The organism is Fodinibius sp. GM108, assembly GCF_058386985.1.
Genome location: NZ_JBYEIR010000002.1, coordinates 504585 through 530823, shown reverse-complemented (window position 1 = coordinate 530823; position 26239 = coordinate 504585). Strand labels below are relative to the sequence as shown.

At 42.1% G+C, this 26239-nt stretch carries 27 protein-coding genes; 16 read left to right on the top strand and 11 right to left on the bottom strand.

Translation table 11 applies throughout. The features are described 5' to 3' along the window. Positions 1 to 297: 297 nt before the first annotated feature. Positions 298 to 1707 carry a phytoene desaturase family protein gene (locus ACT3ID_RS05575; protein ID WP_491541007.1) on the top strand — a complete coding sequence of 470 codons (1410 nt, stop codon included), beginning with the start codon at positions 298 to 300 and terminating at the stop codon, positions 1705 to 1707. A gap of 211 nt (positions 1708 to 1918) precedes the next feature. On the opposite strand, the gene nfi is transcribed toward ACT3ID_RS05575, so the two are convergent. Further along, the gene (gene nfi / locus ACT3ID_RS05570; RefSeq protein ID WP_491541006.1) at positions 1919 to 2617 is read right to left on the bottom strand and encodes a deoxyribonuclease V; all 699 of its coding nucleotides are present in this window, start codon (positions 2615 to 2617) and stop codon (positions 1919 to 1921) included. 75 nt (positions 2618 to 2692) lie between these two features. After that, entirely contained in the window at positions 2693 to 3148 is a 456-nt protein-coding gene (locus ACT3ID_RS05565; RefSeq protein ID WP_491541005.1) for a transposase, read from the bottom strand. A 253-nt stretch (positions 3149 to 3401) separates the two neighbouring features. On the opposite strand from ACT3ID_RS05565, the gene ACT3ID_RS05560 reads away from it, so the two are divergent. From ACT3ID_RS05560 to ACT3ID_RS05545, 4 genes are all read left to right on the top strand, one after another. Next, positions 3402 to 4823, top strand: a complete 1422-nt coding sequence (locus ACT3ID_RS05560) for a pyridoxal phosphate-dependent decarboxylase family protein (RefSeq protein ID WP_491541004.1) — start codon at positions 3402 to 3404, stop codon at positions 4821 to 4823. A gap of 452 nt (positions 4824 to 5275) precedes the next feature. Continuing rightward, a complete protein-coding gene (locus ACT3ID_RS05555; protein ID WP_491541003.1) occupies positions 5276 to 5980 on the top strand; it encodes an SDR family oxidoreductase in 705 nt (234 codons plus the stop codon). Positions 5981 to 5982: 2 nt separating this feature from the next. Continuing rightward, the gene (locus ACT3ID_RS05550) at positions 5983 to 7068 is read left to right on the top strand and encodes an aromatic ring-hydroxylating oxygenase subunit alpha (protein WP_491541002.1); all 1086 of its coding nucleotides are present in this window, start codon (positions 5983 to 5985) and stop codon (positions 7066 to 7068) included. 48 nt (positions 7069 to 7116) lie between these two features. Continuing rightward, positions 7117 to 9450 carry a M20/M25/M40 family metallo-hydrolase gene (locus tag ACT3ID_RS05545; protein ID WP_491541001.1) on the top strand — a complete coding sequence of 778 codons (2334 nt, stop codon included), beginning with the start codon at positions 7117 to 7119 and terminating at the stop codon, positions 9448 to 9450. 551 nt (positions 9451 to 10001) lie between these two features. Here ACT3ID_RS05545 and ACT3ID_RS05540 read toward each other — a convergent pair. After that, a complete protein-coding gene (locus tag ACT3ID_RS05540; protein ID WP_491541000.1) occupies positions 10002 to 10343 on the bottom strand; it encodes a gamma-butyrobetaine hydroxylase-like domain-containing protein in 342 nt (113 codons plus the stop codon). Between the two features lie 83 nt (positions 10344 to 10426). Here ACT3ID_RS05540 and ACT3ID_RS05535 point away from each other — a divergent pair, with 83 nt between their 5' ends. Beyond that, on the top strand, positions 10427 to 11137 hold the full coding sequence (locus ACT3ID_RS05535) for a DUF5673 domain-containing protein (protein ID WP_491540999.1): 711 nt from the start codon (positions 10427 to 10429) through the stop codon (positions 11135 to 11137). On the opposite strand, the gene ACT3ID_RS05530 is transcribed toward ACT3ID_RS05535, so the two are convergent. After that, positions 11132 to 11545, bottom strand: a complete 414-nt coding sequence (locus ACT3ID_RS05530) for a CoA-binding protein (protein ID WP_491540998.1) — start codon at positions 11543 to 11545, stop codon at positions 11132 to 11134. The genes ACT3ID_RS05535 and ACT3ID_RS05530 overlap by 6 nt on opposite strands. Before the next feature lie 109 nt (positions 11546 to 11654). On the opposite strand from ACT3ID_RS05530, the gene ACT3ID_RS05525 reads away from it, so the two are divergent. Further along, positions 11655 to 12746, top strand: a complete 1092-nt coding sequence (locus ACT3ID_RS05525) for a DUF2914 domain-containing protein (protein WP_491540997.1) — start codon at positions 11655 to 11657, stop codon at positions 12744 to 12746. A gap of 95 nt (positions 12747 to 12841) precedes the next feature. Further along, positions 12842 to 13279 carry an FKBP-type peptidyl-prolyl cis-trans isomerase gene (locus ACT3ID_RS05520; RefSeq protein ID WP_491540996.1) on the top strand — a complete coding sequence of 146 codons (438 nt, stop codon included), beginning with the start codon at positions 12842 to 12844 and terminating at the stop codon, positions 13277 to 13279. Positions 13280 to 13334: 55 nt separating this feature from the next. On the opposite strand, the gene ACT3ID_RS05515 is transcribed toward ACT3ID_RS05520, so the two are convergent. Next, a complete protein-coding gene (locus tag ACT3ID_RS05515) occupies positions 13335 to 13961 on the bottom strand; it encodes an O-methyltransferase (protein ID WP_491540995.1) in 627 nt (208 codons plus the stop codon). 378 nt (positions 13962 to 14339) lie between these two features. Between ACT3ID_RS05515 and ACT3ID_RS05510 the strand changes: the two genes are divergently transcribed. The 5 genes from ACT3ID_RS05510 to ACT3ID_RS05490 all read left to right on the top strand — a co-directional run bounded on the left by ACT3ID_RS05510 (position 14340) and on the right by ACT3ID_RS05490 (position 19203). Continuing rightward, positions 14340 to 15257 carry a tyrosine recombinase XerC gene (locus tag ACT3ID_RS05510; RefSeq protein ID WP_491540994.1) on the top strand — a complete coding sequence of 306 codons (918 nt, stop codon included), beginning with the start codon at positions 14340 to 14342 and terminating at the stop codon, positions 15255 to 15257. Between the two features lie 22 nt (positions 15258 to 15279). Beyond that, a complete protein-coding gene (gene hpf, locus ACT3ID_RS05505; RefSeq protein WP_491540993.1) occupies positions 15280 to 15579 on the top strand; it encodes a ribosome hibernation-promoting factor, HPF/YfiA family in 300 nt (99 codons plus the stop codon). A gap of 6 nt (positions 15580 to 15585) precedes the next feature. Further along, the gene (gene hprK, locus ACT3ID_RS05500) at positions 15586 to 16614 is read left to right on the top strand and encodes an HPr(Ser) kinase/phosphatase (protein ID WP_491540992.1); all 1029 of its coding nucleotides are present in this window, start codon (positions 15586 to 15588) and stop codon (positions 16612 to 16614) included. Between the two features lie 125 nt (positions 16615 to 16739). Beyond that, entirely contained in the window at positions 16740 to 17714 is a 975-nt protein-coding gene (locus ACT3ID_RS05495; protein WP_491540991.1) for a peptidoglycan DD-metalloendopeptidase family protein, read from the top strand. 106 nt (positions 17715 to 17820) lie between these two features. Then, positions 17821 to 19203 (top strand): M28 family metallopeptidase, encoded by a 1383-nt coding sequence (locus ACT3ID_RS05490; RefSeq protein ID WP_491540990.1) that lies wholly within the window; start codon positions 17821 to 17823, stop codon positions 19201 to 19203. A gap of 195 nt (positions 19204 to 19398) precedes the next feature. On the opposite strand, the gene ACT3ID_RS05485 is transcribed toward ACT3ID_RS05490, so the two are convergent. Then, entirely contained in the window at positions 19399 to 20085 is a 687-nt protein-coding gene (locus ACT3ID_RS05485) for a TrmH family RNA methyltransferase (RefSeq protein WP_491540989.1), read from the bottom strand. 82 nt (positions 20086 to 20167) lie between these two features. Here ACT3ID_RS05485 and ACT3ID_RS05480 point away from each other — a divergent pair, with 82 nt between their 5' ends. Further along, positions 20168 to 20611, top strand: coding sequence for a CBS domain-containing protein (locus ACT3ID_RS05480; protein WP_491540988.1), 444 nt, complete (start codon positions 20168 to 20170; stop codon positions 20609 to 20611). Here ACT3ID_RS05480 and ACT3ID_RS05475 read toward each other — a convergent pair whose 3' ends face one another. Together ACT3ID_RS05475 and ACT3ID_RS05470 are read right to left on the bottom strand one after the other, a co-directional pair. After that, positions 20612 to 21289, bottom strand: a complete 678-nt coding sequence (locus tag ACT3ID_RS05475) for a response regulator transcription factor (RefSeq protein ID WP_491540987.1) — start codon at positions 21287 to 21289, stop codon at positions 20612 to 20614. A 99-nt stretch (positions 21290 to 21388) separates the two neighbouring features. Further along, positions 21389 to 22078: an alpha/beta hydrolase gene (locus ACT3ID_RS05470; RefSeq protein ID WP_491540986.1), complete on the bottom strand. Its 690-nt coding sequence runs from the start codon at positions 22076 to 22078 to the stop codon at positions 21389 to 21391. A gap of 181 nt (positions 22079 to 22259) precedes the next feature. Between ACT3ID_RS05470 and bioB the strand changes: the two genes are divergently transcribed. Then, entirely contained in the window at positions 22260 to 23264 is a 1005-nt protein-coding gene (gene bioB / locus ACT3ID_RS05465; protein ID WP_491540985.1) for a biotin synthase BioB, read from the top strand. A gap of 25 nt (positions 23265 to 23289) precedes the next feature. Here bioB and ACT3ID_RS05460 read toward each other — a convergent pair whose 3' ends face one another. Beyond that, positions 23290 to 23580 carry a hypothetical protein gene (locus tag ACT3ID_RS05460; RefSeq protein WP_491540984.1) on the bottom strand — a complete coding sequence of 97 codons (291 nt, stop codon included), beginning with the start codon at positions 23578 to 23580 and terminating at the stop codon, positions 23290 to 23292. A gap of 221 nt (positions 23581 to 23801) precedes the next feature. Between ACT3ID_RS05460 and ACT3ID_RS05455 the strand changes: the two genes are divergently transcribed. Then, positions 23802 to 24269, top strand: coding sequence for a TspO/MBR family protein (locus ACT3ID_RS05455; protein WP_491540983.1), 468 nt, complete (start codon positions 23802 to 23804; stop codon positions 24267 to 24269). A 61-nt stretch (positions 24270 to 24330) separates the two neighbouring features. Here ACT3ID_RS05455 and ACT3ID_RS05450 read toward each other — a convergent pair whose 3' ends face one another. Next, entirely contained in the window at positions 24331 to 25431 is a 1101-nt protein-coding gene (locus ACT3ID_RS05450; protein ID WP_491540982.1) for an AI-2E family transporter, read from the bottom strand. A gap of 41 nt (positions 25432 to 25472) precedes the next feature. Next, positions 25473 to 26183 (bottom strand): PIG-L deacetylase family protein, encoded by a 711-nt coding sequence (locus ACT3ID_RS05445; RefSeq protein ID WP_491540981.1) that lies wholly within the window; start codon positions 26181 to 26183, stop codon positions 25473 to 25475. Between the last annotated feature and the right edge of the window lie 56 nt (positions 26184 to 26239).

The window sequence follows — 26239 nt, the reverse complement described above, 5'->3', positions numbered from 1 at the left end:
ATATTCATGAGATTCTACTATATCATTCCTGTTGCTGATTTTAATCGCTCCTATTTTTTAAGAAAACTTTCGTAATTTCTTTGTGCCCAGATTAATAACCAAAGTTGGTTGATCACAACAGCCAAAAGAGAGAAACAGTGATTAGCCGATACATATCTGACCCCGACTTGTAATTATTTTTATTCATTCTAATAATTGCTATTAACTTTTGCCAGTTTTTTCCGGCTATCGTTTTATTATACCTTTGTGTGATAAATCTTATTTTCATAAGCAATATCTTAATTTCAAAAATTATTCATGTTTGATGCTATAATTATCGGTTCTGGTCCCAACGGGCTGGCCGCTGCTATAAGATTAGCTCAAGAGGGATTGTCGGTCAAAGTTTTCGAAAAGGAAGATTCTATCGGCGGAGGTACACGCACTCTCGAACTAACGCGGCCCGGTTTTTATCACGATATCTGCTCGGCGATTCATCCACTGGCCAAAGCTTCTCCTTTTTTAAAAAGCCTGCCGCTCGATGAATACGGCCTCGAATGGATCCAACCTGAAATACCCGTAGCTCACCCGCTGGACAATCAACCGGCAGGAGTACTTTTCCGATCACTAGATAAAACGGAAGAGCATTTTGGGAAAGACGGACTCGTTTACCGCAAATGGGTTACGCCCTTTATTGATTCCTGGAACAGGTTACTTGAAGATGTTCTTGCTCCTTTTTCACCCGTCCCCAACAATCCATTCTTGATGGCGCGTTTCGGATTACAAGCATTGCGATCAGCCAGTGGTTTTTCCAAACGCTATCAAACCGAGAAAGCACGTGCTGTTTTTGCAGGATTGGCAGCACACAGCATCATGCCTTTTGATAAAACAGCCACTGCAGCAATCGGACTAATATTGAACATAGCTGCTCATTCAGAAGGCTGGCCCTATCCCAAAGGAGGTTCACACGCCATCACCAAGGCAATGGCCAGTCATTTTGTAGCGCTTGGTGGAAAAATTGAAACAGGTACAGAAATCACCTCACTTGATGAATTCCCGGAATCTACAATCGTGTTGTTTAATAATACGCCTCAACAGATATTGGATATAGCTGGTAACAAACTCCCGGGAAAATACGCTCAAAAACTACACGATTACAAGTATGGAATAGGAGTTTTCAAACTGGATTTAGCCTTAAGCGACCCTATCCCCTGGAAAGATGCTGTCTGCCGCAAAGCGGGGACGGTGCATGTGGGCGGTACTCTGGAAGAGATAGCAGAGTCCGAGAAACAATCCTCCGAGGGCAAGCATCCCGAAAAACCATATGTGCTGGTAGCGCAGCAGAGTATCGATGACACCCAGCGTGCTCCGGCAGGAAACAACACGGGCTGGGCCTACTGCCATGTGCCAAACGGATCAACAAAGGATATGACAGAACCGATTTTGAACCAGATTGAGCGTTTTGCTCCCGGATTCCGGGATTGTATCATCGATATACACGCGATGAATACACAGGATATTCAGGCTTACAATCCCAACTATATTGGCGGCGATATTAACGGCGGACGTGCTGATATCACGCAGTTGTTTACGCGTCCGGCTGGCTTATTTGACCCGTATCACATCCCCGATACCAATATGTATATTGCATCATCTTCTACACCGCCGGGCGGAGGAGTGCATGGCATGTGCGGATATCATGCGGCCGAATCGGTATTAAGGAGACTATGAAAGTTAGCTGTTTGCGGTTGGCAATGCTAGTTCAGAAACTGTTGTTTGGTTAGATTTCTCAAAAGATTGTTGTTATTTCTCCGAGGAACAACATCAAGCACAGGTTAAACGCTACAAGCGAATAGGAAAAATGCTTGGAACTATGATTAAAAATCCACAAAAATTTCTCCCGCGGAGCTAACGCCACTGCCACCTGCAAACCGCCACCCACCTACTGCAGTTCTACATACCCTTCTACAACCTCTCCCCTTCTCAGCTTATTGGCCCACTTGTGAGCTAAGCGGGTAGTTTGGGGCTGCTTGAATTTAGTCAGCGATTTCATCACAACAGTATTGGCATCTTCGAAAGAACATTTGTGTCCCGGTGAAATATACACCGGATTTACGCCGTTGCGGCTTCGTAATGCCAGTCCCACTTTTTCTCCTTCATCCACCAAGTCAGCTGTTTGGCCTTTTTGCAGTCCCAACTCTTCATGTTCTCCTGTCAAAATATTCTTTGCACAACCGATTGTCGGATGATCGACCTCGATGCCGAAATGCGTGGCAATGCCCATCCGGCGGGGATGCGCAAGTCCGTGTCCGTCCAGAATAAGCACATCCGGCTTAAATGAGAGCTGATTCCATGCTTTCAGCAATACCGGCATCTCACGAAATGCCAGCAGGCCCGGAATATATGGAAAAGGTGTCTCATCGGATGCCAGTGACCTAGCTACAGGCCTCAACTCCGGCAGCTCCAAAACAATAATAGCAGCATGCATCACATCCGAGCCGAAATCGAACGAGATATCGGCGCCTGCTACCAGTTCCGGCTCATCCGGCAACGGCTGCAGTGAAATCTGCTGACGCAACTCATTTTGTACCCGCTTGGCCTCTGCGGGTTCTATGGTTTTGTAGTGGTTTAAACGATTCATGAATATTCAAATTAAGCATCACGACAGATGGAGCCCACCTCCAAGGATGGGCTCCTTCTATGCATCCTCTGGTTTTCAAACCCAATAGCGATCGTCAATTTCTTCTACCATTCGATTCGAAAAATGACGAAAATCCTCTACAGACGAAAAATTTTCTTTAATAATTGATCGATCTACCAATGTACAATTACGATATCCCGCTAAATCCAAATAGCCGGAATACGGCCATTCTGTAAGATTATTAACCAGACCCAATCTAATAGAGTTTTGATGGATATAAGAAATCAAGTTTAATAAATAGCATCGATTATCAATCGGCTCTGCTTTAGTATGTAGTTGAAATAAGCTACCGTTCCTGTTAAAAGCCTTATTGATCGCTTTTGTGTAAGCACTTAATTGTATTCCGATCTGCTTTCTAAGCTCATCAATGTCGTTCGTCTCAACTTTAATCAAGAAGTGAAAGTGAGTCGGCATCAGGCAATAGGCATGGACCGCTAAATAACCTTTAAACCTAACTTTAAAGTTGCGCAAGAAATACCTATAGTTTCTTCATTCTTGAATAATAGCTCCTGATTATTAGAGCGATTATAAAGATGATAAAAATGATCTGGCTCAAGCTGCATCTTACTATTTCTTTTATTAAGTAAGACCGACAAGTAGTCAAATTCTTACAAAAAACTTTCTAAACCTATCAGATGGAGTCCACCTGACAGTGACGAAGTAGAAAAAAATCATCAATCAAACTGCGAGGTGGACTCCATCTGCTGACAAAAACCATAAAACGATGAACAACGATGAATTTCGCGAAAAGGCTCACGAACTGGTGGACTGGATGGCTGATTATTTTGAAGAGGTCGAAGATCATCCCGTTAAACCAGATCTGCAACCCGGTGATATTTTGCAGCAGCTTCCGGAGCAGGCACCAGAGAGTGGTGAATCATTCGATCAGCTTTTTGATGATTTCAAAGATATTATAATGCCCGGCATGACCCATTGGCAGAGTCCCAATTTTATGGGCTACTTCCCCGCCAACAACAGCTATCCGTCAGTACTCGGTGAAATGCTGACAGCTACACTCGGAGCGCAGTGTATGAGCTGGCTAACATCGCCCGCCGCCACCGAACTCGAAGAGCAGGTTATGGTTTGGCTCCGTAAGGTAATCGGACTGCCGGAAACATTTACAGGAGTTATTCAAAGCACCGCATCTACCTCTACCCTTTGCGCACTACTGATGGCACGCGAACGAATCACTGATTTTGAAGTAAATGATACAGGCTTTCCCAATGATCAAAATTTTACCGTTTACTGTTCGTCAGAAACACATTCGTCTATAGAAAAGGATGTAAAAATTGCCGGATTTGGCCGACAAAATCTTCGCAAGATTTCCGTTGATAACACCTTCGCCATGCAGCCGCAAGCGCTCGAAGATTCGATCCAAAATGATCTGGAAAATGGGCATAAGCCAACAGCTGTCGTGGCTACAATCGGTACAACCGGCTCTACGGCTGTCGATCCATTGAAAGAGATCGGAGAAATCTGCTCCAAATATGAAATTTTTCTGCATGTTGATGCTGCCTACGCCGGCACGGCCCTCCTGCTACCGGAAATGCGCTGGATGAACGAGGGGATCGAACAGGCGGACTCGTTTGTCTTTAATCCCCATAAGTGGATGTTCACCAACTTCGACTGCTCGGCTTTTTATGTTCAGGATGAGGCACTGCTGGTGCGAACGTTTGAGATTATGCCCGAATACCTGAAGACGCCCGAAGATCAGCGGGTGAAGAACTACCGCGACTGGGGTATTCCGCTGGGACGACGGTTCCGGGCACTCAAACTGTGGTTTGTGATGCGAAGTTTTGGTGTAAAAGGTCTGCAGGAAAAAGTCCGCTATCATATTGAACTGGCACAGAGTCTCAAAAAAGAGATTGAGCTACATAATCATTTTGAGCTGCTGGCTCCCGTGCCGTTAAATACAATCTGCTTCCGGTTTCATCCTGATTATATCGATGATGAACAAAAGCTGAATGAGCTGAACGAGCAGTTACTCAGTCAAATCCAGGAAAGCGGTGATCTTTTTCTGACTCACACTAAATTGGATGGAAAATATACCATCCGTATAGTGCTCGGCAATACTCGGCTGGAAAAGTTTCATGTAGATGAGGCCTGGACACTGATTCAGAATACAGCCGATGAGCTAATAAAATGACAGAATTGTTGCACAAAGTTACACAAAGAATGCGCAGAGTTACACGGAGAACTCTCTGCATGGATTTAGGTTCTCTGTATTCTTCACAATCGCTAATATTACACTAGAAAATCTGCGGTATCTACGTGATCTGCGGGTGTTTTTCTAGCTCCCAGTTTAAGATATATCCCGAAGATAGCGCGGATTGCGCTGATAAAATGCAATGTTTCTCCGTTCTATAACATCCAACTTTTGGGGAGTATTCAGATTTCTGTTGCCCATAACTACACGATAAAGTTCTTTATTTGTATCTCTGTGTACAGAATCAAAATGAGGAACTTGTTTACCACCATTTAACTGCAAATATTATGTGGTTGTTTAACGTAGAATTAATACTGATAGCTGAATGCTGACAGTTGATAAAAGCGACAAACACAAATTATAATCAAAGATTAAATTCAAAGAGAGAAATTATGGAATTATCGGATATTAACGCACTGGTAACGGGCGGCAGCTCGGGCATCGGAAAAGCAACGGCAAAAGCGATCATCGAGGCGGGGGGAAAAGCTGTAATAGCAGCTCGCGGCAAAGAGCGGCTGGAAAATGCGGCCGACGAGATTGGAGCCATTCCCATCCAATGCGATGTAAGTGTAGAGAGTGAGGTTTTTGATTTGGTGGAAGATACCATAGATGAGCTGGATAATTATAATGTGCTCATAAACAATGCGGGTTATGGAGAGTTCTCCAAGCTTATCAATCTCTCTGCCCAAGAGTTTGAACAACAGCTGAAAACCAATACGATCGGGGCCATGGTGGTCGCTCGAGAATCGGCCCGTTATTTTATTCAGCAGGAATACGGCAACATTATTAATGTTTCTTCAACAGCTGGAAAACGCGGATACGAAGGCGGCACTGCTTATGTAGCAAGTAAATTTGCAATGGGCGGAATGACCGAGTGCTGGAGATCAGAATTACGAGAGCACAATATTCGTGTTATGCAGATCAATCCCAGTGAAGTACAAACAAAATTTTTCGAAAATGCCGGGCGGGGATCGCGTCCGTTTAACGAAACAAAGCTCATTGCTGATGACATTGCTCAAACCATCTGTAGTATGCTTTCCCTTCCCGACCGCGGATTCATTCCGGAAACCAGCGTATGGGCAACTAATCCAAGGTAAATATGAATAAAGCCGACATTAAAACCGAAGAGCTTCAGCAGCAGCCTATTGAGCGCGCCGAAACGATACCTTCTAACTGGTACTACTCTCAAGAAGTTTTTGAGTTTGAACAAGAAAATCTCTTTGCCTCGTTTTGGCAGTACGCCTGTCACGAAAATGAAATCCCTGAAGCGGGCGATATGCATACACTGGAGGTAGCAGGAAATCCATTACTGTTGGTGCGTGACGAGGAAGACTCTATTAACAGCTTCTATAATGTGTGCAAGCATCGGGGCGGTCCTGTGGCCGTCAAAAAAGGCACCACTTCTGTACTCATGTGCCAATATCATGGGTGGACCTATCTTCTCGACGGTTCTCTGCGCGGTGTGCCACAGTTCCGAAAAGTAGATCTGTTTGATAAAAAGGATTTCGGATTGGAACCGGTGAAGATGGATAACTGGGAAGGATTACTATTTGTTTCTCTTGACGATGACATACAACCTGTAAATCACTTCCTGGATGGCGTTGACGATCAAATAGCTCCTATCGACCTGTCGAAATTCCAGTTTGTGGAACAGCAATCCTACATCATCGACTGTAACTGGAAGGTCTATGTCGATAACTTCCTGGAAGGCTATCATATTCCTATTGTACACCCGGAATTAGCAAAACTGTTGGACTATAGTGAATATAAAACAGACGTATCGGATTGGTACTCTCTGCAGCATAGCCCATTTAAAGGTGACGATAATCTTTATAAATCAAATAATGGGAAGGCGTACTATTATTACTTATTTCCCAATATCATGCTCAATATTTTGCCGGGACGATTGCAAACCAATGTCATTCGTCCGCTTACTCCAACCAAGACCGAAATCGTGTTTAAATATTATTATGATAATCCTGATGATACAGAGATGATCGAGGATGACATCGAATACAGTGATGAAATACAACAAGAAGATATCGAGATATGCGAGTTGGTACAAAAAGGTTTACAATCAAAAGCATATGATAAGGGAAGGTTTTCGGTAGAGCGGGAAAAGGGTGTTTATCATTTTCAATCTCTGCTAAAAAAAGTTTATCGCGAGGCTTTAAAGGAACTATAAGACTAGGTTCTAAAGCGATTACATGATCACTAATTTATTACAAATGATATGAAATCCACGACTGCTCAACGTCTGTCTTTACTATTATTTATAATATTTACGGTCTGGCTCAGCTTTTACATTCTACAACCACCAGCGCCCCAATCTGAAACAAGCGATCCCACCTTTTTTTCTGCAGAACGGGCTTTTCATCATGTCGAGCAAATAGCGCAGGAACCGCATCCGCTGGGATCAGCAGCCAACGACAGCGTTCGAAGCTATATCATAAATGAGCTCAACAAGCTGGGTTTAGATCCGGTTGTTCTTGAAGGTGTTGGCGTCAGCTCTAATTTTCAGCGCGGTCTGGCCGGTCATACCAAGAATATTTTTGCCAAAATAGAAGGACAAAATCCCGACAAAACAATCCTGCTAATGGCACATTATGATTCCAAGCCAAATACATTGGGGGCAGGCGACGATGCATCCGGCGTGGCAACCATTTTGGAATCGGCCAGAGCTCTTTTATCTCAGGACATTTCCCCGCAGAATAATGTCTGGCTGCTATTCACTGATGGCGAAGAACGAGGCCTTTTGGGTGCCGAATTTTTTGCGGATGAATTTGAGGAGCTGAGTCAGATCGACCTCGTACTCAATTTTGAGTCACGTGGTTCAAGCGGGGAATCTATGATGTTTGAAACCAGTTCGCCCAACTCCGGCCTTATTTCCCATTTTGCCGAGGCAACACCACATCCCGTGGCCAATTCGCTGATGTACACCGTTTATAAATTAATGCCTAACGACACCGATCTCTCGGTCACAAATCAGGCTGGTCTCAATGGACTCAACTTCGCCTTTGGTAAAGATTATCTGAACTATCACACCATGCAGGATACACCCGAAAATCTGTCGCTGGCTTCTATTCAACACCATGGATCTCACCTGTTGGGGAATGTTCGTTATTTGGATACTAATGATATTGAGCTGGAAGGGTCATCAGAATATGTTTATTTCAACAATGCTACCGGCGGACTTATCTACTACCCTTCCAGCTGGTCGTTACCCCTTGCTATTATCACGGTATTTCTTTTTATCGCATACCTGATTTTTCTGTTTCGCACCGATCAGCTGAGCATTTCAACCTATCTCGGTAGTACCATTCTTTTCATTCTTACTATGGGTCTGGGCGCGGCCGTTACTTTTTTTGGCTGGCAAATTATCAAAGGGTTACATCCCCAATACCAGTGGCTGCTGCAAACTGAAGTCTATACCCACGGCTGGTATTTTTGGGGATTTACGACCCTTATCATCGGGCTTTTCTCGCTGATTTACGGCAACAGCTGGATCCAAAAAAAGCTCTCCGGTCAATCTATTCTAACTGGTAGTTATACTATCTGGGTACTGCTTGCACTGGTTACGGCGTGGTACCTTCCCACAGCCAGCTACATTTTCACATGGCCTGCCCTCCTGGGGCTTCTTGGATGGATGGCTCTCGGACGAACTATCAATCAACCATCATGGAAAACGACCGGCATCCTGGCAATTAGCCTATTTCCGGTATTGTTTATGATACCGCCATACATTCGCCTTGTTCAAATAATGATGACTACAGAAATGCTGTACGTGTGTATGGTTTTGCTAATATTTATCTTGGGAATAACATGGCCACTCGTCCGACAAATTATCCAACCAAACAAAAAGATATGGAATTCGGCTTTTATAATGGTGGGAATAGCTTGTTTCTTTATCGCCGCTCTAAATTCCGATTATGATGCTGAACACAAGAAGCAAAACGATATCAACTACATCCAAAAACTGGATACGAGAACCGCCTATTGGTTCAGCCGGGATCATACGACCGATTCATGGACGGAACAGTTTTTGGGATCGGAATTTGAGAGAGGCTCTCCTACTGATATTTCCGACTTTGGCAGTGACCTGTTGTATAGCGAAGCAAAGTTTGATGAAATAGCGGCCCCTGAATTTGAAGTAACTGCCGACAGTAGCAATGGCACTTACCGCTTCATTACGCTGAATATTAGTCAACAACATAAAGGTTTAGGCATGGATATTAACTGGGAAGGGTCTTCCATTTCGGCATTGAAAATAGATGGAAAGCAAGTATTCAGCAATAACCAGCTGAAAGAAGCAGAACAAAACAGGAGGAACAGTTTAAACTACTTCAAAAATCTTTCAAGCCCGGTAGAAATCCAGGTAACCATAGAACATAATACTGCCCCACCAACACTTCGATTTTCATTTTTGGGAGATGAATTGCCCACGCATCTGCTTTCGAATTATAAAGAGCGAGAAGCCCACATGATGCCCAAACCTTATTGGTTCTCGGGAGTTTCTATCTGGCAAAAAGAGGTGAACCTGGATACGCTGATCGTTGCGAATAATTGATCTTACCAAAGTTCAGGATCTTGGTATCTTGTACACCTAACTAAACAAAACCAGACCTTTGATTCGAAATATATTCTGCCGTTTTTCACCTCCCATACCTTTTTTAAGTGGAGATTTTTATAGCCAATTTCACGGTTTTTTAAAGGGCCTAAGAATTGTGTGCTGAAGCCAAAAAGATGCGGGTGTGGATTTTGTATTTATGCTACGAAGCTTTAGCGTAGTAGTACCGGTGACAGATTCATACATGAGACAATAGTTGATGGACCATCAAAATCCACGTATCCTACAGGCTGAAGCGGGATTCAGAATTCTTCAGCCCGTCCTGTGGAATGCTACAAAGTAGCCCTCCGATAAATCGGAGGATTCCACGGAGGACCTTGATTTTTTTAGTCCCTTTTGTATCAAGACAAAAGGGACATTAATTATACAAATCAACCCGCAGAGCGGGTTACTATGTTGTACCGCAGCAGAGCTACGGTACAAGAATAATAGAGTAAACCTAGATACATTCGCATTGCAAAAAATAGAGCATAACTTAAAGTTACTATGAACTACTCCTGTTCGGGATAACACTCCTCACAAGGACACATCTCTCGTAGTGTCTCCCATTGGTACATGCCATTACTGTGACCATCGCTCCAAAATATTTTAATCGCGTGATTCCCTACCTGCTTAATATCCTCGACTTCGAAATGCTGTGTCGGATCCACAAAAAACAGTGATCGGTCATAGGTATTCATATTGGCATGTCCTCCACGACACATTACACAAGGACAGTTTTTTCGTAATCCAAAAAGAGAATACTTGGAATAATGTCCGTCAGACCATCTGATTTCAAATATTTGTTCACTGTTAGAGACTTCAATTTCGGCAGGAATAGTATCGGTTTCCATGAGATCTATTTTTTATATTTAGAAGAAAGGTAACGTCTTAACTACTTTGATTCCAACGATTTTAACGAACTGTTTAACATCGCATGTATATCTTTTATAGCCTTCTGGGTTTAGTATTTATTGGTTCTTTTTGGATGGGATATAAGCGCCTGATTCAGCTTCAACACTTGAATCAAAGTCGTGTTATTAACGGATTTATTGCGGCTATCATTTTGCTCACCCTCATGACGATTGGTCAGGGATTTGGAATTGTCACAGAAGAAGTTGCCGGCCGATTTACGATGATTTTATACATCAGTGTAGCCGGATTTTTCTGTGGCTTTGCAACCAAAATGGTGATACTTCGTCAGAAAGCAGAATCCACAGAATATATCTACCGCTCTTTCTGGACCGAGGCTGCCCCTAACCTACTCGCTGTGTTATTGATCGCCTTTGGACTCTATCGTACAGGATTATTTACCTTTGGTCCCTATACAGGCATAGGCATCACTTCGGGCATTTCACTGCTCGGCTTTGGTTTGTTAGGATTTACTCTTCGTGTAGTTCCGGAATTCCGCCGAAAAGGTGTGCTTATCCTCGATCAGTTTGTGCCGTGGAAGCAGATTGTTTCCTATCACTGGGAATCAGAAAACGTGTTACAAATTGACTATTACAGGTCCGACGATATACTAACAGATTTTACAACTTATATTCCCGACGAGGATAAGCTACATGTGGAACAACTTCTGGGAGAAAAGCTCAAAAAATACGAGCAGGAGCGAAAAGAGATGATGAGTAGTCAAAACGATTCATAAATTTTTGCTGTGCTCCACCATAATACATCGGTTTTCAACATAATCTAAACCTGCTTCTTCGGCCATTGTTTTAGCATCTGAAGATGAAACAGCAAGCTGAGTCCACACCAGCGGTTTCTGCCCGGTTTTTTCCGCCCAGTCAATAATATCGCTGACCATATCTGCTGTATATTGTGAATCTCTGAAAATATCCACAATATCTATTTCAGCATCTGTGGGGACAGCATCCATTTCAGGATAGCATTTCTGTCCCAACACCTCTTCGTAATTGGGATTGACCGGTATGATTCTGTATCCATTTTCTTTCAAATAGCTGGCGATATGATAACTGGTTCGATATTTATTGGCCGAGCAGCCGATAATAGCAACGGTATTCGCTTCGCGTAATCTCTCTAAAAAATCATCCATAATATCTTGAAAATCCTGTTTATAAATGTGACTCAAGCCCAAGATAAGAATTAATATATTCAATTCATTTGATTTATCTTTGGCCTCAATTTGATTTAACAACAGTAAATTGGTTACTGCAGCAAAACGTTTTCTCAGGAAGCACAAGAAATACGCTCCGGTTATATTCTTTATCGGAGGATTTATCTGGGACAGCCTTACTCTCGGATATATAGACAGTTGGTATAGCAATACAATTCTGATCGTCTACTTAATCTGCCTTACCATCAGTCTTTATATCTTTAATCTTGCTGATGACGGCCGCTGGAAAAATACATTTTTTGAATCCCATGTAGATTATGCTCCACTTGCTGTACAATTTTTTCTGGGCGGACTTGCCAGTGCATATGTAATTTTCTTTTTCCAAAGCGTCACTCTCACCAAAACTCTTGTCTTTTTTATAATTCTTCTTTTACTGCTGTTATCTAATGAGCTACTTAAACATCGAATATCAAATAAATATCTGCAGTTTGGCGCTTATTTTTTTGTCAATTTTACCTTCTTCACCTTTTTCCTGCCAATTGTTTTTGGGGCGATGAATACTTTTTTATTTATATTGTCGGGATTTATAAGCCTTGGCACTACCCTTTTTCTCATCGGATATATCTACAAAAAAAGCCCCTCGACAAGAAAAGAAGTTACCGGATGGAAAATCAGTGCACTAATCATCGGAATATATTTGTTCATAAATACATCCTACTATTTCAACCTAATTCCTCCGGTGCCACTCTCGCTACAGAATGGATTAGTGGCCTATAATATCGACAGACAAGAAAATAGCTTTCTCGTTGAATATGAAAAAGCTGGATTTTTTAGCTTCTGGGAAAGATATGAACAGACATTCAATTATTCCGACCGCGATACTGTCTTTGTATATACTTCTATTTTTGCTCCCACAGATTTAAAAAAATCCGTCCAGCATGAATGGAAATGGTTCGACAAATCTCAGAATAAATGGAACATTACTGACAAAATTAATTATGAGGTAATAGGTGGACGCCGGGGCGGTTTCAGAGGTTATACGTTTAAGGAAAACATCTGGCCGGGTCGGTGGCGCGTAAATGTAACAACTGGCGAAGGATTGGTGTTAGGTCGGATTGATTTCACAATAGTACGTGATACGTCATTCGATCGCACCACCTTGTCAGCCGAAAGCTTTTAGCGTTTAAACTCTTGTATACTCCTGAAACATTGGAAAGACGCTGTTATATGCTTATTTTTAAGAACTTTGAAATCTAAACTAAAGGAACTAGTATTTTGCCAAAAGTTAAAGAAGGTGACACTGTAAAAGTGCACTACACAGGAAAATTAACAGAAGATGGAACCGTGTTTGACAGTTCTCGTGAACGAGAACCTCTGGAATTCACTCTGGGAAATGGTCAATTAATTCCCGGATTTGAAGATGCGGTTGTAGGCATGGAAGAAGGTGACAGCACCACTGTTGAGCTGGAATCTGAAGATGCCTATGGCGAACGCCGTGAAGATCTGGAGCTTGAAGTTTCCAAATCTGACCTGCCGGATAATATTGATCCACAGGTAGGAATGCAGCTTCAGATGCAACAACAAGAAGATGGTCAAGCCATCCCCGTTCAAATTACGGCAGTTGAAGATGACTTCGTCAAACTCGATGCTAACCATCCACTGGCTGGCAAAGATTTGACGTTCGATATCGAATTAATTGAGCTGGTTGACTAATTCCAGTATCCAATTTTTGATTTTAGAGCCTGAATTCGTTTTACGGATTCAGGCTTTATTTTTTTCGGACGATAGTAACCCCGTCTCGTACTGTCAGCATCACCTGCTCTACAGAATCATCCTGATCAATCATCCTGTTCAACTCATCAATAGCTTTGCCTTTCTCTCCTTCGCCGGCAACAGCATCACCGCCCCACAAAACGTTATCTATAACTACCAAACCGTTAGAAGTTAATCGTGGTAGAACCATACGGTAGTAGTCAGGATAGTTTATTTTGTCAGCATCCAAAAAGATAAAATCGAAATTTCCTTCTATAGCAGGTATAGTATCAAGAGCTTTTCCCATTAGCAGCGTTATCTTTGACCCTGCTCCACTTCTTTCAAAAAAAGATCGTGCAATATTTTCATAGCGCTCATTATATTCGCATGTAAACAGTTCCGCGTCTTCGGGAAGTGCCTCCGCCATCGTAAGAGCCGAATAACCCGTGAAGGTCCCTATCTCCAGCACACGACGTGCTCCTGATGTCTTAATTAATATCGCTAATAAACGTCCCACCAATCGTCCGCTGAGCATATCGGTATGCTCGAGATCTTTCTCCGATACAGCTATAAGCTCTTGAATAAGTTCAGAATCTTCTGTTGTATGCTCGAGCGAATACTTTTCAATCGTCTGCAAGTCCATAAGGTTAAAATTGTTCTTGATTGGCAATTCTGTTGAGTCTAAAGATATTCAGGTGATTCTCCTTCAACAAAAATCAGTAAGAATTTTCATCTTATGAAGTTGTGTGAGGGTTTTACACCCATAATACCTCGGCAGTTCAACTCCCTCGGTGTAATGCTTTCGGTTCGGGATAAAATTCTTTTATAGCCAAGTGGTTTGTAATTGGCGGGAATTAATTCCCGCGCTCGTGATAATTGTACTAATTTTGTAAAATGGAATATGGGAATAAGAATAATTAATGATCGTTACTTCCAAAGGGAAGTACTGACAATTTCTTGGCTCATACTGTGACAAAGTAGCGGTTTATTTTTATCAGCAAAGTATCCATATTGACAATAGATGAAGAAAGCGATTCAAAAATATTTGCGGTACTTGAAGGTTGAGCGGAATGCTTCTCCGCATACGATAACCTCATATAAAAACGACTTAACGCAATTTCTGTCGTTCTGCAGCAACCATTTTGATTCTGATGAGGATAGCGTTTCTCTACACAAGATCGAACGAATTACTATACGTCTCTGGCTTGGAGAACTTGCGGAGCGCGGGTTAGCCAAAAGTACAATCGCACGAAAAGTTGCTTCAGTGCGTTCTTTCTTTAAATACTGCTTTAAGCGTGAAATGATCGAACAAAATCCTGCCCATCTTCTCATTGTACCAAAAAAAGACAAGCCACTTCCCAAGACAGCCAGTAAGGAAGACATCAACAGAATGATGGAACTTGCTGAGGGCAATAGTGCCGAATCGGCTCAAAATAGAGCTATTTTGGAATTATTATATGGAACTGGTATTCGGCTCAGTGAGCTAGTAAATTTAGATCAGGAAGAAATCAACTTTAAGCTGAATCAAATAAAAGTTGATGGAAAAGGGGCGAAACAACGCATTGTACCTTTTGGTAAAAGTGCGAGAGAGGCATTGCAAAATCATCTGGATACAAAATCACAACTTTATGGTGAAAGAACTGATGCTGATGCGCGAAAGGCGGCTTTCCTGGCCGCAAATGGGCAGCGGATCTACGCCCGGGCCGTTCAGCGGATCGTAAAAGACTACCTGCAACAAGCCAGCGAAGTCACCCAAAAAAGTCCGCACGTGTTACGGCATAGTTTTGCTACCCATCTGCTTGATCAGGGAGCAGATATCCGTATTATCAAAGAATTGCTGGGCCATGCTGATTTATCAGCAACCCAGGTTTACACACATACCTCAGTCGAACGACTGAAAAACGTATATGAATTGGCTCACCCCCGAGCCAAAAATTAAAAGCTAATTTAGGAGGCTAATTATGAAAACGACGTTCACAGCAAGACATTTTGACCCAAGCACTGAATTACGTGATTACGCTGAAGACGCCGTACAGAAACTCGACCAGTTTTATGATCGTATCTTAACCTGTGACATTATATTGGAACCCAGTCCGGATGATGACAATCCAAAAATTGCCGAGTTGAATGTAAAAGTTCCGCAAAAATTGATAAATGCCGAAGAAGAAGCCGCTTCATATGAACAGGCTATAAACAGGGTTGTAGAAACAGTTTCACGTCAACTCAAAAAGTATAAACAAAAAACGCTCCATCAGCGGTAATTAATTATGCCTTTTGGTGATCACGAACCCGTATCAAAAAAAGAAAAAATAACTGTTGCCTATCTAATAGAACGCCTTCAGGAACGCGTTCAAATAGATCTGACAAATTTCGCTGATGGCGGGAATATCGACCAGCGTTATGTGACCGAGGCGGAACTTCACCGCCCCGGTCTGGCGCTGGCCGGTTATATAAAACTATTTACACATCAGCGTATCCAGGTTATCGGCAATACCGAAACCCGATATCTGAAAAATTTATCCAAGCAGGAACAAAAAGAAGCGTTCAATAACTTAACGCAGTTTGAAATTCCGGTCCTCTTTATCACACACAATAATACGTTGCCCGATTATCTGCTGGATATGGCCGAAGAAGCCAATATTCCCATTTACGGAACCTCCCTTGAAACTACACGATTTATGCATTTAACCCGTGATTTTCTGGAGGACCAGTTTGCTCTTCAAACGATGGTACACGGATCGATGGTTGATGTGTACGGAATTGGGATCCTTATTGCCGGCAAGTCAGGTATTGGGAAAAGCGAAGTAGCGCTGGATCTTGTTGAGCGCGGACATCGTCTTGTGGCAGATGATGTGGTCATCCTTACAAAGAAAAATAATGTGCTGATGACATCAGCAACAGAGATGAATAAGCATTTTATGGAAATTCGCGGACTCGGCATTATCGATATCATGTCGATGTTTGGTGTACGTGCTATCAGGTATCAAAAAAGACTGGAAGTCGTCCTGGAACTCTCACTCTGGGATGAGTCGAAAAATATTGAGCGAACAGGTCTAAATCGTGAAACAACATCTGTTCTTGGCGTTGACATACCACTAATTAATTTACCGATTACACCGGGTAAGAATATTACTGTTATTGCCGAAGTTATAGCTATGAACTATCTGCTCAGACATTACGGCTACGATGCTGCAGAAGCATTTCAGGATAAAGTAAAAACGCATATCGCCGATAAAAAAGAATCCGGGGCGATGCCTCGCAGAGCGATAGAATATTTTGAAGGAGATATTGAATAAGCGTCTGAGGATTCTTTTTCGAATAAATTATTTTTATATGTAATTTAAATTTAAAACACATTTATTTGTAACAACTTAGTAGCATTGCTCTCTTGTATATAGACCAGTAGCAAAAATAAGGATATATGGGTTTGAACAACTATTATTATTACGATGAGCAAAAATGCGAGTTTGTTTCAATCAAGTACAATAGTTTAGAAAGAATTGTTTACACGGCTTCTGTCTGGATTTTATGCGGAGTTATCCTTTCTGGCTTTGGTATTTCGATTCTATCTTTTACTGTTGGAACACCCGCAGAAATTGCTCTAAAGGCTGAAAAAGAGGAACTTATCAATCAGCTTGAGCTTACTCAAAACAAAATTCAGGAACTAGATCAGCAAGTAAATCAACTAGCGCAGGCTGATAATGAAATGTACCGTTCTGTACTGGGAATGGAAGAAATTTCATATGATGAACGCGAAGCTGGTGCCGGTGGGGCCGATGTGTATTCTGAGTTTGATGTTCACAGCAAAGAAACGGCAGAAATTTTAAAAACTACTGCCGAAGATCTCGAAAAGCTGGAACGAAGTGTTAACATTCAGCAGCTCAGCTTTCAGGAAATTCAAAAACACTACAATAACAACAAAGAAAAAATGAAGCATATTCCTGCCATTAAACCCACTGAGGGGATCATATTGAGTGGTTTCGGAATGCGTTATCACCCTGTGCTTCAATATCGTCGGCAACACGACGGGCTGGATTTCAGAGCGAACGTGGGAGACGAAATTTATGCCACCGGAGATGGTGTAGTTGAACACGCAGCTTTAAAAGGAACCTATGGACGACTTCTTATCATAGATCATGATTATGGCTATGAAAGTTATTATGCCCATCTCTCATCATTTGCCAAAGATATCAAGCCAGGTACCAAGGTGAAACGCGGAGATCTCATAGGATTTACCGGTCAGTCGGGAATGGTAGAAGGCCCCCATCTTCATTATGAAGTTCATAAAGATGGGCAACCAATCGATCCGTTAAACTATCTCTTCGCCGATACTACTCCCGAAGAATATATGATGTATAAAGATATTGTTGAAAATAATCACAAATCGATGGACTAGTTATTTAGCTTCATTACTAACATTTTACCTGAGGCTGTTTTTCCGACAGCCTCTTTTTTTATTTTAGGATGTTTTAGTATTTATCATATCAATTAAATTATCAGTTATGACTTGTCGGCTATTATTCTCCATGCTGCTTCTATTTTCATTTTTAACTTTTAATACTGCCTCCCTTGCTCAGCCTTCTGTGGATATTGACTCTTACGAGGATGATGCCAACAGAATTATCGATGCGGCTTTAAATAACGATGATGCTTTCAAAACGCTCACCTATTTCGTCGATAAGTTTGGTCCCCGTTTCAGCGGGACGGAAAATCTTGAACAATCTATCGACTGGATTGTATCGGAAATGGAAAACCAGCCTTTTGATGAAGTAAGAACCCAGGAAGTTATGGTTCCCCGCTGGGTGCGTGGTGAAGAGTCAGCAACATTGCTGTCACCGCGTGAAAAGGATCTGCCCATGCTGGGGCTTGGTGGCAGTATTGGAACGCCCGAGGGAGGTATTGAAGCAGAAGTGCTGGTTGTAGAAAATTTTGCTGATCTTCAAGAAAAAGCCGGCCAGGCAGAAGGTAAAATTGTGGTTTATAATGTCCCTTTTACCTCATATGGTGAAACGGTGCAGTATCGATATCGCGGTGCCGTAGAAGCTGCCAAAGCGGGAGCTGTAGCTAGTCTCATCCGTTCTGTGGGGCCGTTTTCAATGCAAACTCCTCACACTGGTAATTCCGCTTATGAAAAAGGGGTTGAAAAGATACCACAAGCTGCTATTACGCTGGAAGATGCCGCCATGCTCCACAGACTTCAAAAAATGGGAGAAACAATAAAAATTCGTCTGTCAATGGATGCAGAAACAAAACCCGATGTTCCATCGCGAAATATTATTGCCGAAATTAAAGGCTCTGAACATCCCGAGGAGATTGTAGTAATCGGCGGCCATATCGATTCCTGGGATGTGGGACAAGGTGCTATGGACGATGTCGGGGGGTGTTTCGCCGCCTGGGAAGCTGTCATGCTGATGAAAAAGCTGGGACTGCAGCCAAAACGCACTATCCGAGTGGTAATGTGGACGAACGAAGAGAACGGGCTCCGTGGGGCCAATGCCTATCGGGATATGGTTAAAGAAAATGAGACGCTTGAAAATCATGTACTTGCTATTGAATCAGACGCCGGGGTTTTTGAACCACGCGGATTCGGCTTCGGCGGGTCAGATGAAGCCTATAAAATAGTTAAATCTATCGGTCAACTACTCGAACCTATCGGATCAAATATGGTTGCCGAAGGAGGCGGTGGTGCCGACATCGGTCCTATTATGCAGGAAGGCGTACCGGGTATGGGTCTGCTTGTGGACAATTCTCGTTATTTCTGGTATCACCATACGGCGGCAGATACGATCGACAAACTGGATGAAGGGGAATATAAGAAATGCATTGCCACAATGGCTGTAATGGCATATGTGGCGGCTGATATGCCCGACCGCCTGCCATGGTAATAAATGATGAATAATGAATTTGAGGAATTTTGTCCAGTAATAGATTAACAGATTAAATTTTTCACCCTTGTTTCTCAGCTAAAAAATTTTATCTCGTTGTGCTGCTCTGCGGAACAATGAACACCTCTACCCCATCCGGAGATGTAGACCAAATCATGGCTGAAGTTATAAGTCAAATAACTTCCTGCTTATAAGTTAGTTTTGCTGTTCAGTTAAGAATTTATCCACCAGTTTATCTGAGGCTCTGATCGATTTTTTTAACCATTCTAACTGAAGATCTGCTTCTTCATCTTTCTCTAACATCCAATCGTCTCTGGTCTTGCGTAGACGCGTGGAGAGTTCGTATAGGCAAAGGGCCGCTCCTACCGAAATATTAAAGCTTTCGCTGAATCCCACCATGGGTATTCTCGCATAGCCATCGGCATGATTAAGGGCATAGTCGGATAACCCTTTTAGCTCGGCACCAAAGACCAGGGCTGTTTTTTTATCCAAAGAAACTTCATCGATCGTGGTATCATTCTCATGAGGCGTAGTTGCAATTATTTGATAGCCTTTATTTCTGAGCCTGTTGTAACAGCGTTCTGTATTATTTTCATCCTCTTTACTGTAGGAGTACTGTGATATCCATTTATCGGCTCCTATTGTCACTCCTTTATTGGGATCAAACTCATTCCTGTTTTCAATAATATGCACATCCTGAATCCCAAATCCATCACAGCTTCGCAGTACCGCACTGGCATTATGGGGCTGATAAATATCCTCCAAAACCACCGTCATATACCGGGTGCGCTGATCCAGAACCGAATTTATGGTCTTCCAGCGATCTTCCGTGACAAACTGTTTTAAATAATGAATGAGCTCCAGCTTATCTTTTTTATCCATAGAAAATGTTAAGTCTGCTGTATTTATATCACAGAAATGTTATACTTTAAAAAGTGAATAGTTAATAAATATAGGAGGTCATATGCTCGTCAGAGATATTTTAAAAAGCAAGGGAACAAAAGTTTATTCTATTGCTCCGGATCAAACGGTTTATGAAGCCATCGCTAAAATGGATGAGCTAAATATAGGAGCACTGCTTGTTGTTAATAATCAGCGCCTTAAAGGCATCATAAGCGAAAGAGACTACAGAAGTAAAGTGATTCTAAAGGGACGTTCTTCAAAAAGTACTGATGTTAGTGAAATTATGACTGAAGATGTTTATTACGTATCCCCCACTGATTCGGTCAACAACTGTATGTCAATAATGACGGAGAAAAAGATACGTCACCTACCTGTAATGGAAGGTGACGATATAGTGGGGGTGGTTTCCATTGGAGACCTGGTGAAAAATATCATCTCACAACAGAAGTTTGAAATCAAGAATTTGCGTCATTACATACAAGGAGAGGGAACTTATCCCGGATAATTAGTCATCGCAGCGGATAATAAATCCTTTTTTACGAACCGTGTCGATGTATTCGTTTTCGGAGTGATTGCGAATCTTTTTCCGCAAATAGCTAATATAGACGTTAATATAATTGGTTTGTGTATCGAAGTGGATATCCCATACGTTTTCCGCAATTTCTTCCTGCGTAACAATTTGATTTTTCTTCTTTAAGAGATAAACCAACAAATTGTATTCGTTATTGGTAAGATCAACTTCGGTGTCATTAACGGTAAATTCCCGTTCCAGCATATCAACGCGGAGCTCACCACATTCCAGAATGCGATCACCATTTACTTCACCACTGCGACGGCTGATGGCTTCAATACGAGCCAACAATTCTTCTGTATCAAAAGGTTTGGTAATATAATCATCGGCTCCAACCCGCAAACATTTGATTTTTACATCGGTTTGCTGTTCAGCTGAAAGAACCAATATTGGGGTAGTAATTTCATTATCTCTTATGTTCTTAGCCAAGTCAAAACCATCTCCATCAGGAAGACCAAGATCCAGAATAATAATATCATAATTATTATCAACGGCATACTTTTGGCCGTTTTCTGCAGTCCCTGCTAGATCCACAGCATATTCATTTTTTTCCAATACTGCTTTAACAAGTGTTCGTACCGAAGGATCGTCTTCAATAACTAATACATTCATGATATATTTTATTCCCTAAGTTGAACCATATTTCAGTTAATGGAATTATAACCATCTGATAAGAAATATGCTAAGTTTATACTATAAAAATGTAGAGTCTTAAGCATAGCCCTGTAATAAAAACCAATCGTTCACTCTTTCTATAAATCTGCTGTTTAACGCATGTGATTCTTCCAATTCTTCGAAAATCACATTGGCACCCCACTTTGAGAGCTTATCACAGCTCTCTTTTTGAGGACTGCTTTTCACACTATCATCTTTTGATCCATGCAGTGCTAATACATTCATATGATCATAACTTCCCGTACGCCCTTCAAACACCTCTGTCTTTATTCTTCCACCAACGACGACCAGCTCATTTACATGCTTCCATCGCGAGAGTGCAAAATAACCGGCTTGATATCCACCCATCGAATATCCCAATATTGCCACCCGGCTCACCGAAATTTGATTTATAATTTTATCTGCCACTTCTTGTATAAATTCTGAGGTTATCTCCAGTGACTTTACAAACTGTTCCTGCTCCCCGTCGTATAAATACCAGGCGCGTCCCCACTCCTCTACTTTCTTTTCTCTTCTTCGGTCATAAATAGGATAAGGACCCTGGATAAATAAATGATAAGCTTTCAGGGATAATAAATCTTTCGTTAATTCCTGAAACTGCTTCATGTTCTGATTAAAGCCATGCAAATAGATCAGAAGTGGTTTTTTACCGGATTGTCCTGTTTCAATTACCTTGTAAGGTACTTTAATTCCAAAGGATGCTTTACCTGAAGCAAGTACGTTCATACTATTGATCTATTTTCAGTTAATGCAATCTTTTCTGAACTCTCATGGCTCTCAATATAAAAAATTTATACATGGTTGATGCTGTAATTTCTTTTCTACCGGCAAACTTTAAATTGGTATTTACGATTTATCACTATTACTTTTGTAGCAAATTAATATGCACTGAAGGATAAATTTATCTATGGCTGAAGTAAGAACAGACTGGACGAACGAAGAAATTGCTGATATTTATCATACACCGCTGATGGAACTGATATATCGGGCGGCAACAGTTCATCGTGAGCATCAAAAAACGGGTGAAGTCCAGGTCTGTACCCTTCTGTCTATAAAAACCGGGGGCTGTCCTGAAGACTGTGCCTACTGCCCACAGTCGGCACATCATGATACGGATGTTGAAGCCGAGGACATGCTGGAGCCTGAAGAGATTCTTTCAGCTGCTGAGCGGGCAAAAGAAGCCGGAAGTACCCGTTTTTGTATGGGAGCTGCCTGGCGATGCGGACGCGAGACTAAGGACTTTGATCAGGTTCTTGATATGGTTGAGGAAATTACTGATATGGGAATGGAAGTATGCTGTACGCTGGGCATGCTTACCGATGAACAAGCAGCCGAGCTAAAAGAAGCGGGACTGTATGCTTATAATCACAACCTCGACACCAGTGAAGACTTTTATAATCGCATCATATCTACCCGAAAATATCAGGATCGTTTAGATACCATTCAGCGGGTTCGGGATAATAATATCAGTGTCTGCAGCGGCGGAATTATTGGAATGGGCGAAACCGATGACGATCGTATCGAATTGATACATAATCTTGCCACGATGCCCGAACATCCGGAATCAGTACCTGTTAATGCTCTAATCGCCGTCGAAGGTACTCCACTCGAAGATCAGCCGAAAGTGCCGTGGTACGACATGGCCCGAATGATTGCAACCGCACGTATTACCATGCCCGATTCGATGGTCCGTCTCTCTGCCGGTCGCGTGGATATGAGCATGGAAGAACAGGCGCTCTGCTTTATGGCCGGAGCTAACTCTATTTTTACCGGCGACAAGCTGCTCACAACTGATAATAACAAGCTCAGCGAAGACATGAAGATGTTCGATATTCTCGGCCTAACGGCACGTGAAGCATTCAAAGATGCAAAGGACGAACATCTCCCGGAAAATATGGAAGCTGCCGAATAATAATTTCGGCACTGGTTAGACGAAATTATTTCCTGCTTTCGGTATCTTTAGCAAAGATTGAATCCAGCCAGTCCATAACGCCGCGTTGAGTAGTAATATCTTCTGAAAGGTTGTTATGGAGCTCGGTTTCTATTTTTAGAGCCTTCTGCTTATCTGTGATATTCCGGCGATCAGTATATTCATTTATCACACTCAGAACTTCTTTTCCGTTTTCCCGGTCAAATAGATTACTGTCAGCGTCCTTAGGGTTATCTCCCGGACTTTCTGAAGGCCAGGAATAATCATGTTTTAAATCTCCTTTTTTGATTAAAGCCATAGTATCTTCTCTCTTTATTTCGATTCAGTCTGCTTATTGAACAATGTTCAAACGTCCTTTGTTCTTATATTTTGCAAATTAGTTGGAATTCCATGTCACAACCACCCACAGTTCTTTGCAACGGATAGATTTCAGTAATATCTAATGAAACCATTCACTCGTTATTTATACTTTGGTTAAAAACCAGAAGTGAATCCATTAATCTTATATGCAGGTCCAGAATGAAAAAATCGAAACAGATAGCCGGTCTTGTAGGCTGGATCCTCATCTGTAGTTTAGCAGGTGTTTTCGGTGCCCAGTTCGAACCCGGCGGATGGTATGAGTCATTGCAAAAACCAAGCTGGACACCACCCAATTGGGTTTTCCCGGTTGTTTGGCCTGTACTTTATGTCCTGATGGGATTTTCTGCCTGGCTCATGTGGAAGATGAGAGAAGTTACACTCACCGATAAAGAATTTACCTGGTTTTTTGTGCAGCTCATTCTCAATGCCCTGTGGTCGTGGATTTTCTTTGGTATGCAGCATATTTCTACGGCCCTGGCAGAAATATTTCTGCTGTGGGTTGCAATTGCTTTTACCCTCCTTCTTTTCTGGAACAGAAATCGTATCGCAGGGTTACTACTTATACCCTACCTACTGTGGATCAGTTATGCTTCTGCTTTAAATTTTGCTATTTGGCAACTAAACTAAGTATACGGAATACTAGGTAGATTACTTAATGTATATGATAACCCTGAGCGATTCCAAAAGATTAGCCATTACTTCCGACAGTCCCTTTTTTCTCCTGCTCAGTTGGCATATCCCTGGCCTTTTCTTGGCTGCCTAATAAATATCCATAGGGCTTAAGTCCTTCAACCTGATCAAAAACACACTTCAAAATTCCCAGCATCGGTACAAAAAGTATCATTCCCGAAATGCCCCAGAGCTTTCCGCCGATCAGTAATGCTATAAGTGCCATAAACGGATTAATGCTCACACTCGATCCCACAACATTGGGTGTTATAAAATTACCTTCCAGAAATTGCACTATACCAAAAACACCGATTACAGCTAAAGGATTTAATAGTGATTCGGTAAACAATAAAGCAAAAAGAACGGCCGGCAAGCTTCCGATGATAACACCGATATAGGGAATAACTGCCAGTACTGCAGCAAAAGATGCAAAAAAAAGCGTGTGTTCAATCCCTACAATCCACAGCCCTATCGTATTGAGAATCGCAAGTATTGACACCACTATTATCATCCCTACAATATAATTTTGTGTTACCTGCTGCACATTATCGATAACCGCATCGATAGCCTGTCTCTTACCTTCCATTACTTTATGTAAAAAAGTACGGTACGTTTTTTTGTAGTACATCAAAAAGAAGATAAAGATCGGCAGGAGCCCGAGAGTTGTTAGCACACTGGTTGTAGCTCCCAGAGCTGTACTGATATACTGGCCACTTTCATCAATAACCGTTTCTAATCCACGCTCTAAAAATTCTACCTGACGACTCGGTGTTAAATTAAACTGACTCTCAAAAAATCGAATAAGATCGTTACCAACAGACTGAATCCTCTCATTTGCTGCAGGCAAGCGATCGGCAAATTGCATCAACTGGTAAGAAAGCAGGGAAATTATCCCGCCCAAAATCAATCCCAGCACTGTTAAACTGATAATAATTGATAAGACGCGATTAATTCTATACTTCTCCAGCCATTTCGAAATTGGTTCCAGCAGCATCGCCAGCAAAGCAGCATAGGCTAGCGGCATAAAAAGGAATTTGCCGTACGATAAAAGAAAAAGCAACAGTAAAACTCCCAGCAGAATAGTAGTGCCTTTTAACCAAAATGGATACGAGTTACTCATATATACCCTGATTTTTTAGTGATACGTCCTGCCTTCGGATACTAATCCCCGAGTTGTTCTCCCAGATCAGACAACGGCGGATCAAAATTCTCCTGAAATATTTCAAAAGGTACTCGGCTCCCCACCTCTTCTTTTACATTGCTGTCTTCAATCACCTGTTGATAAGTCTCGTAACAGTCCAGGGCATCCAAAAACTTTTGATAATCCTCGTCCGCAGCCTCAATCCAGCAGTCAATATCTTCCGGTTTTGAAGATGTGAGATTAAACTTACCACTGCTTTCATCTTCGCTATAATGGGTATAAAAAGCCAGGCGCCGCGGATAGGTATGGCCATCTCGTACCATGTCGCAGTAGACGCTTTTAACCACGGCATGACAAACCAAGTGGTCTTCGAAGCCGCTGACTCCGTGAATTGCATAGGTCACCAGCACATCGGGTTTAATTTTCTCTACCTGATCCCGAACCACTTCTTCAATATCAGCAGGAACCATCTCTTTAAGTCCGCTGTCGGGCAGATCAAAGACAGTCATACCATTAAGATCGAGTACCTGTTTGACACATTGCATCTCCTTATAACGGATCTCTCCCATCTCTTTTTTATCAACGCCCAATCGAAAACGCTGTTTCGTAGCCTCCCCTTTTGTTAGGGTAAGTAAATATACCTCGTGCCCCTTGCGACGCTGAGCAGCAATCGCCGGAGCCGGACCAAAGGATTCATCATCGGGGTGCGGAAAGACGTATAGTATTTTCATAAAGTTTTCCTAATTAGTCATTATTTACTTATTCAATAAACAGCAAATTGTTCTTA

Bases quoted from the DNA above. Each gene is read 5' to 3' on its own strand.
- hprK (WP_491540992.1), top strand. From the start codon at position 15,586: ATGCCTTTTGGTGATCACGAACCCGTATCAAAAAAAGAAAAAATAACT.
- ACT3ID_RS05545 (WP_491541001.1), top strand. From the start codon at position 7,117: ATGAAATCCACGACTGCTCAACGTCTGTCTTTACTATTATTTATAATA.
- ACT3ID_RS05485 (WP_491540989.1), bottom strand. From the start codon at position 20,085: ATGGATAAAAAAGATAAGCTGGAGCTCATTCATTATTTAAAACAGTTT.
- ACT3ID_RS05515 (WP_491540995.1), bottom strand. From the start codon at position 13,961: ATGGACTTGCAGACGATTGAAAAGTATTCGCTCGAGCATACAACAGAA.
- nfi (WP_491541006.1), bottom strand. From the start codon at position 2,617: ATGAATCGTTTAAACCACTACAAAACCATAGAACCCGCAGAGGCCAAG.
- ACT3ID_RS05555 (WP_491541003.1), top strand. From the start codon at position 5,276: ATGGAATTATCGGATATTAACGCACTGGTAACGGGCGGCAGCTCGGGC.
- ACT3ID_RS05445 (WP_491540981.1), bottom strand. From the start codon at position 26,183: ATGAAAATACTATACGTCTTTCCGCACCCCGATGATGAATCCTTTGGT.
- ACT3ID_RS05455 (WP_491540983.1), top strand. From the start codon at position 23,802: ATGAAAAAATCGAAACAGATAGCCGGTCTTGTAGGCTGGATCCTCATC.
- ACT3ID_RS05575 (WP_491541007.1), top strand. From the start codon at position 298: ATGTTTGATGCTATAATTATCGGTTCTGGTCCCAACGGGCTGGCCGCT.
- ACT3ID_RS05480 (WP_491540988.1), top strand. From the start codon at position 20,168: ATGCTCGTCAGAGATATTTTAAAAAGCAAGGGAACAAAAGTTTATTCT.
- ACT3ID_RS05535 (WP_491540999.1), top strand. From the start codon at position 10,427: ATGTATATCTTTTATAGCCTTCTGGGTTTAGTATTTATTGGTTCTTTT.
- ACT3ID_RS05470 (WP_491540986.1), bottom strand. From the start codon at position 22,078: ATGAACGTACTTGCTTCAGGTAAAGCATCCTTTGGAATTAAAGTACCT.
- ACT3ID_RS05475 (WP_491540987.1), bottom strand. From the start codon at position 21,289: ATGAATGTATTAGTTATTGAAGACGATCCTTCGGTACGAACACTTGTT.
- ACT3ID_RS05540 (WP_491541000.1), bottom strand. From the start codon at position 10,343: ATGGAAACCGATACTATTCCTGCCGAAATTGAAGTCTCTAACAGTGAA.
- ACT3ID_RS05490 (WP_491540990.1), top strand. From the start codon at position 17,821: ATGACTTGTCGGCTATTATTCTCCATGCTGCTTCTATTTTCATTTTTA.
- hpf (WP_491540993.1), top strand. From the start codon at position 15,280: ATGAAAACGACGTTCACAGCAAGACATTTTGACCCAAGCACTGAATTA.
- ACT3ID_RS05560 (WP_491541004.1), top strand. From the start codon at position 3,402: ATGAACAACGATGAATTTCGCGAAAAGGCTCACGAACTGGTGGACTGG.
- ACT3ID_RS05510 (WP_491540994.1), top strand. From the start codon at position 14,340: ATGAAGAAAGCGATTCAAAAATATTTGCGGTACTTGAAGGTTGAGCGG.
- ACT3ID_RS05450 (WP_491540982.1), bottom strand. From the start codon at position 25,431: ATGAGTAACTCGTATCCATTTTGGTTAAAAGGCACTACTATTCTGCTG.
- ACT3ID_RS05460 (WP_491540984.1), bottom strand. From the start codon at position 23,580: ATGGCTTTAATCAAAAAAGGAGATTTAAAACATGATTATTCCTGGCCT.
- ACT3ID_RS05495 (WP_491540991.1), top strand. From the start codon at position 16,740: ATGGGTTTGAACAACTATTATTATTACGATGAGCAAAAATGCGAGTTT.
- ACT3ID_RS05550 (WP_491541002.1), top strand. From the start codon at position 5,983: ATGAATAAAGCCGACATTAAAACCGAAGAGCTTCAGCAGCAGCCTATT.
- bioB (WP_491540985.1), top strand. From the start codon at position 22,260: ATGGCTGAAGTAAGAACAGACTGGACGAACGAAGAAATTGCTGATATT.
- ACT3ID_RS05530 (WP_491540998.1), bottom strand. From the start codon at position 11,545: ATGGATGATTTTTTAGAGAGATTACGCGAAGCGAATACCGTTGCTATT.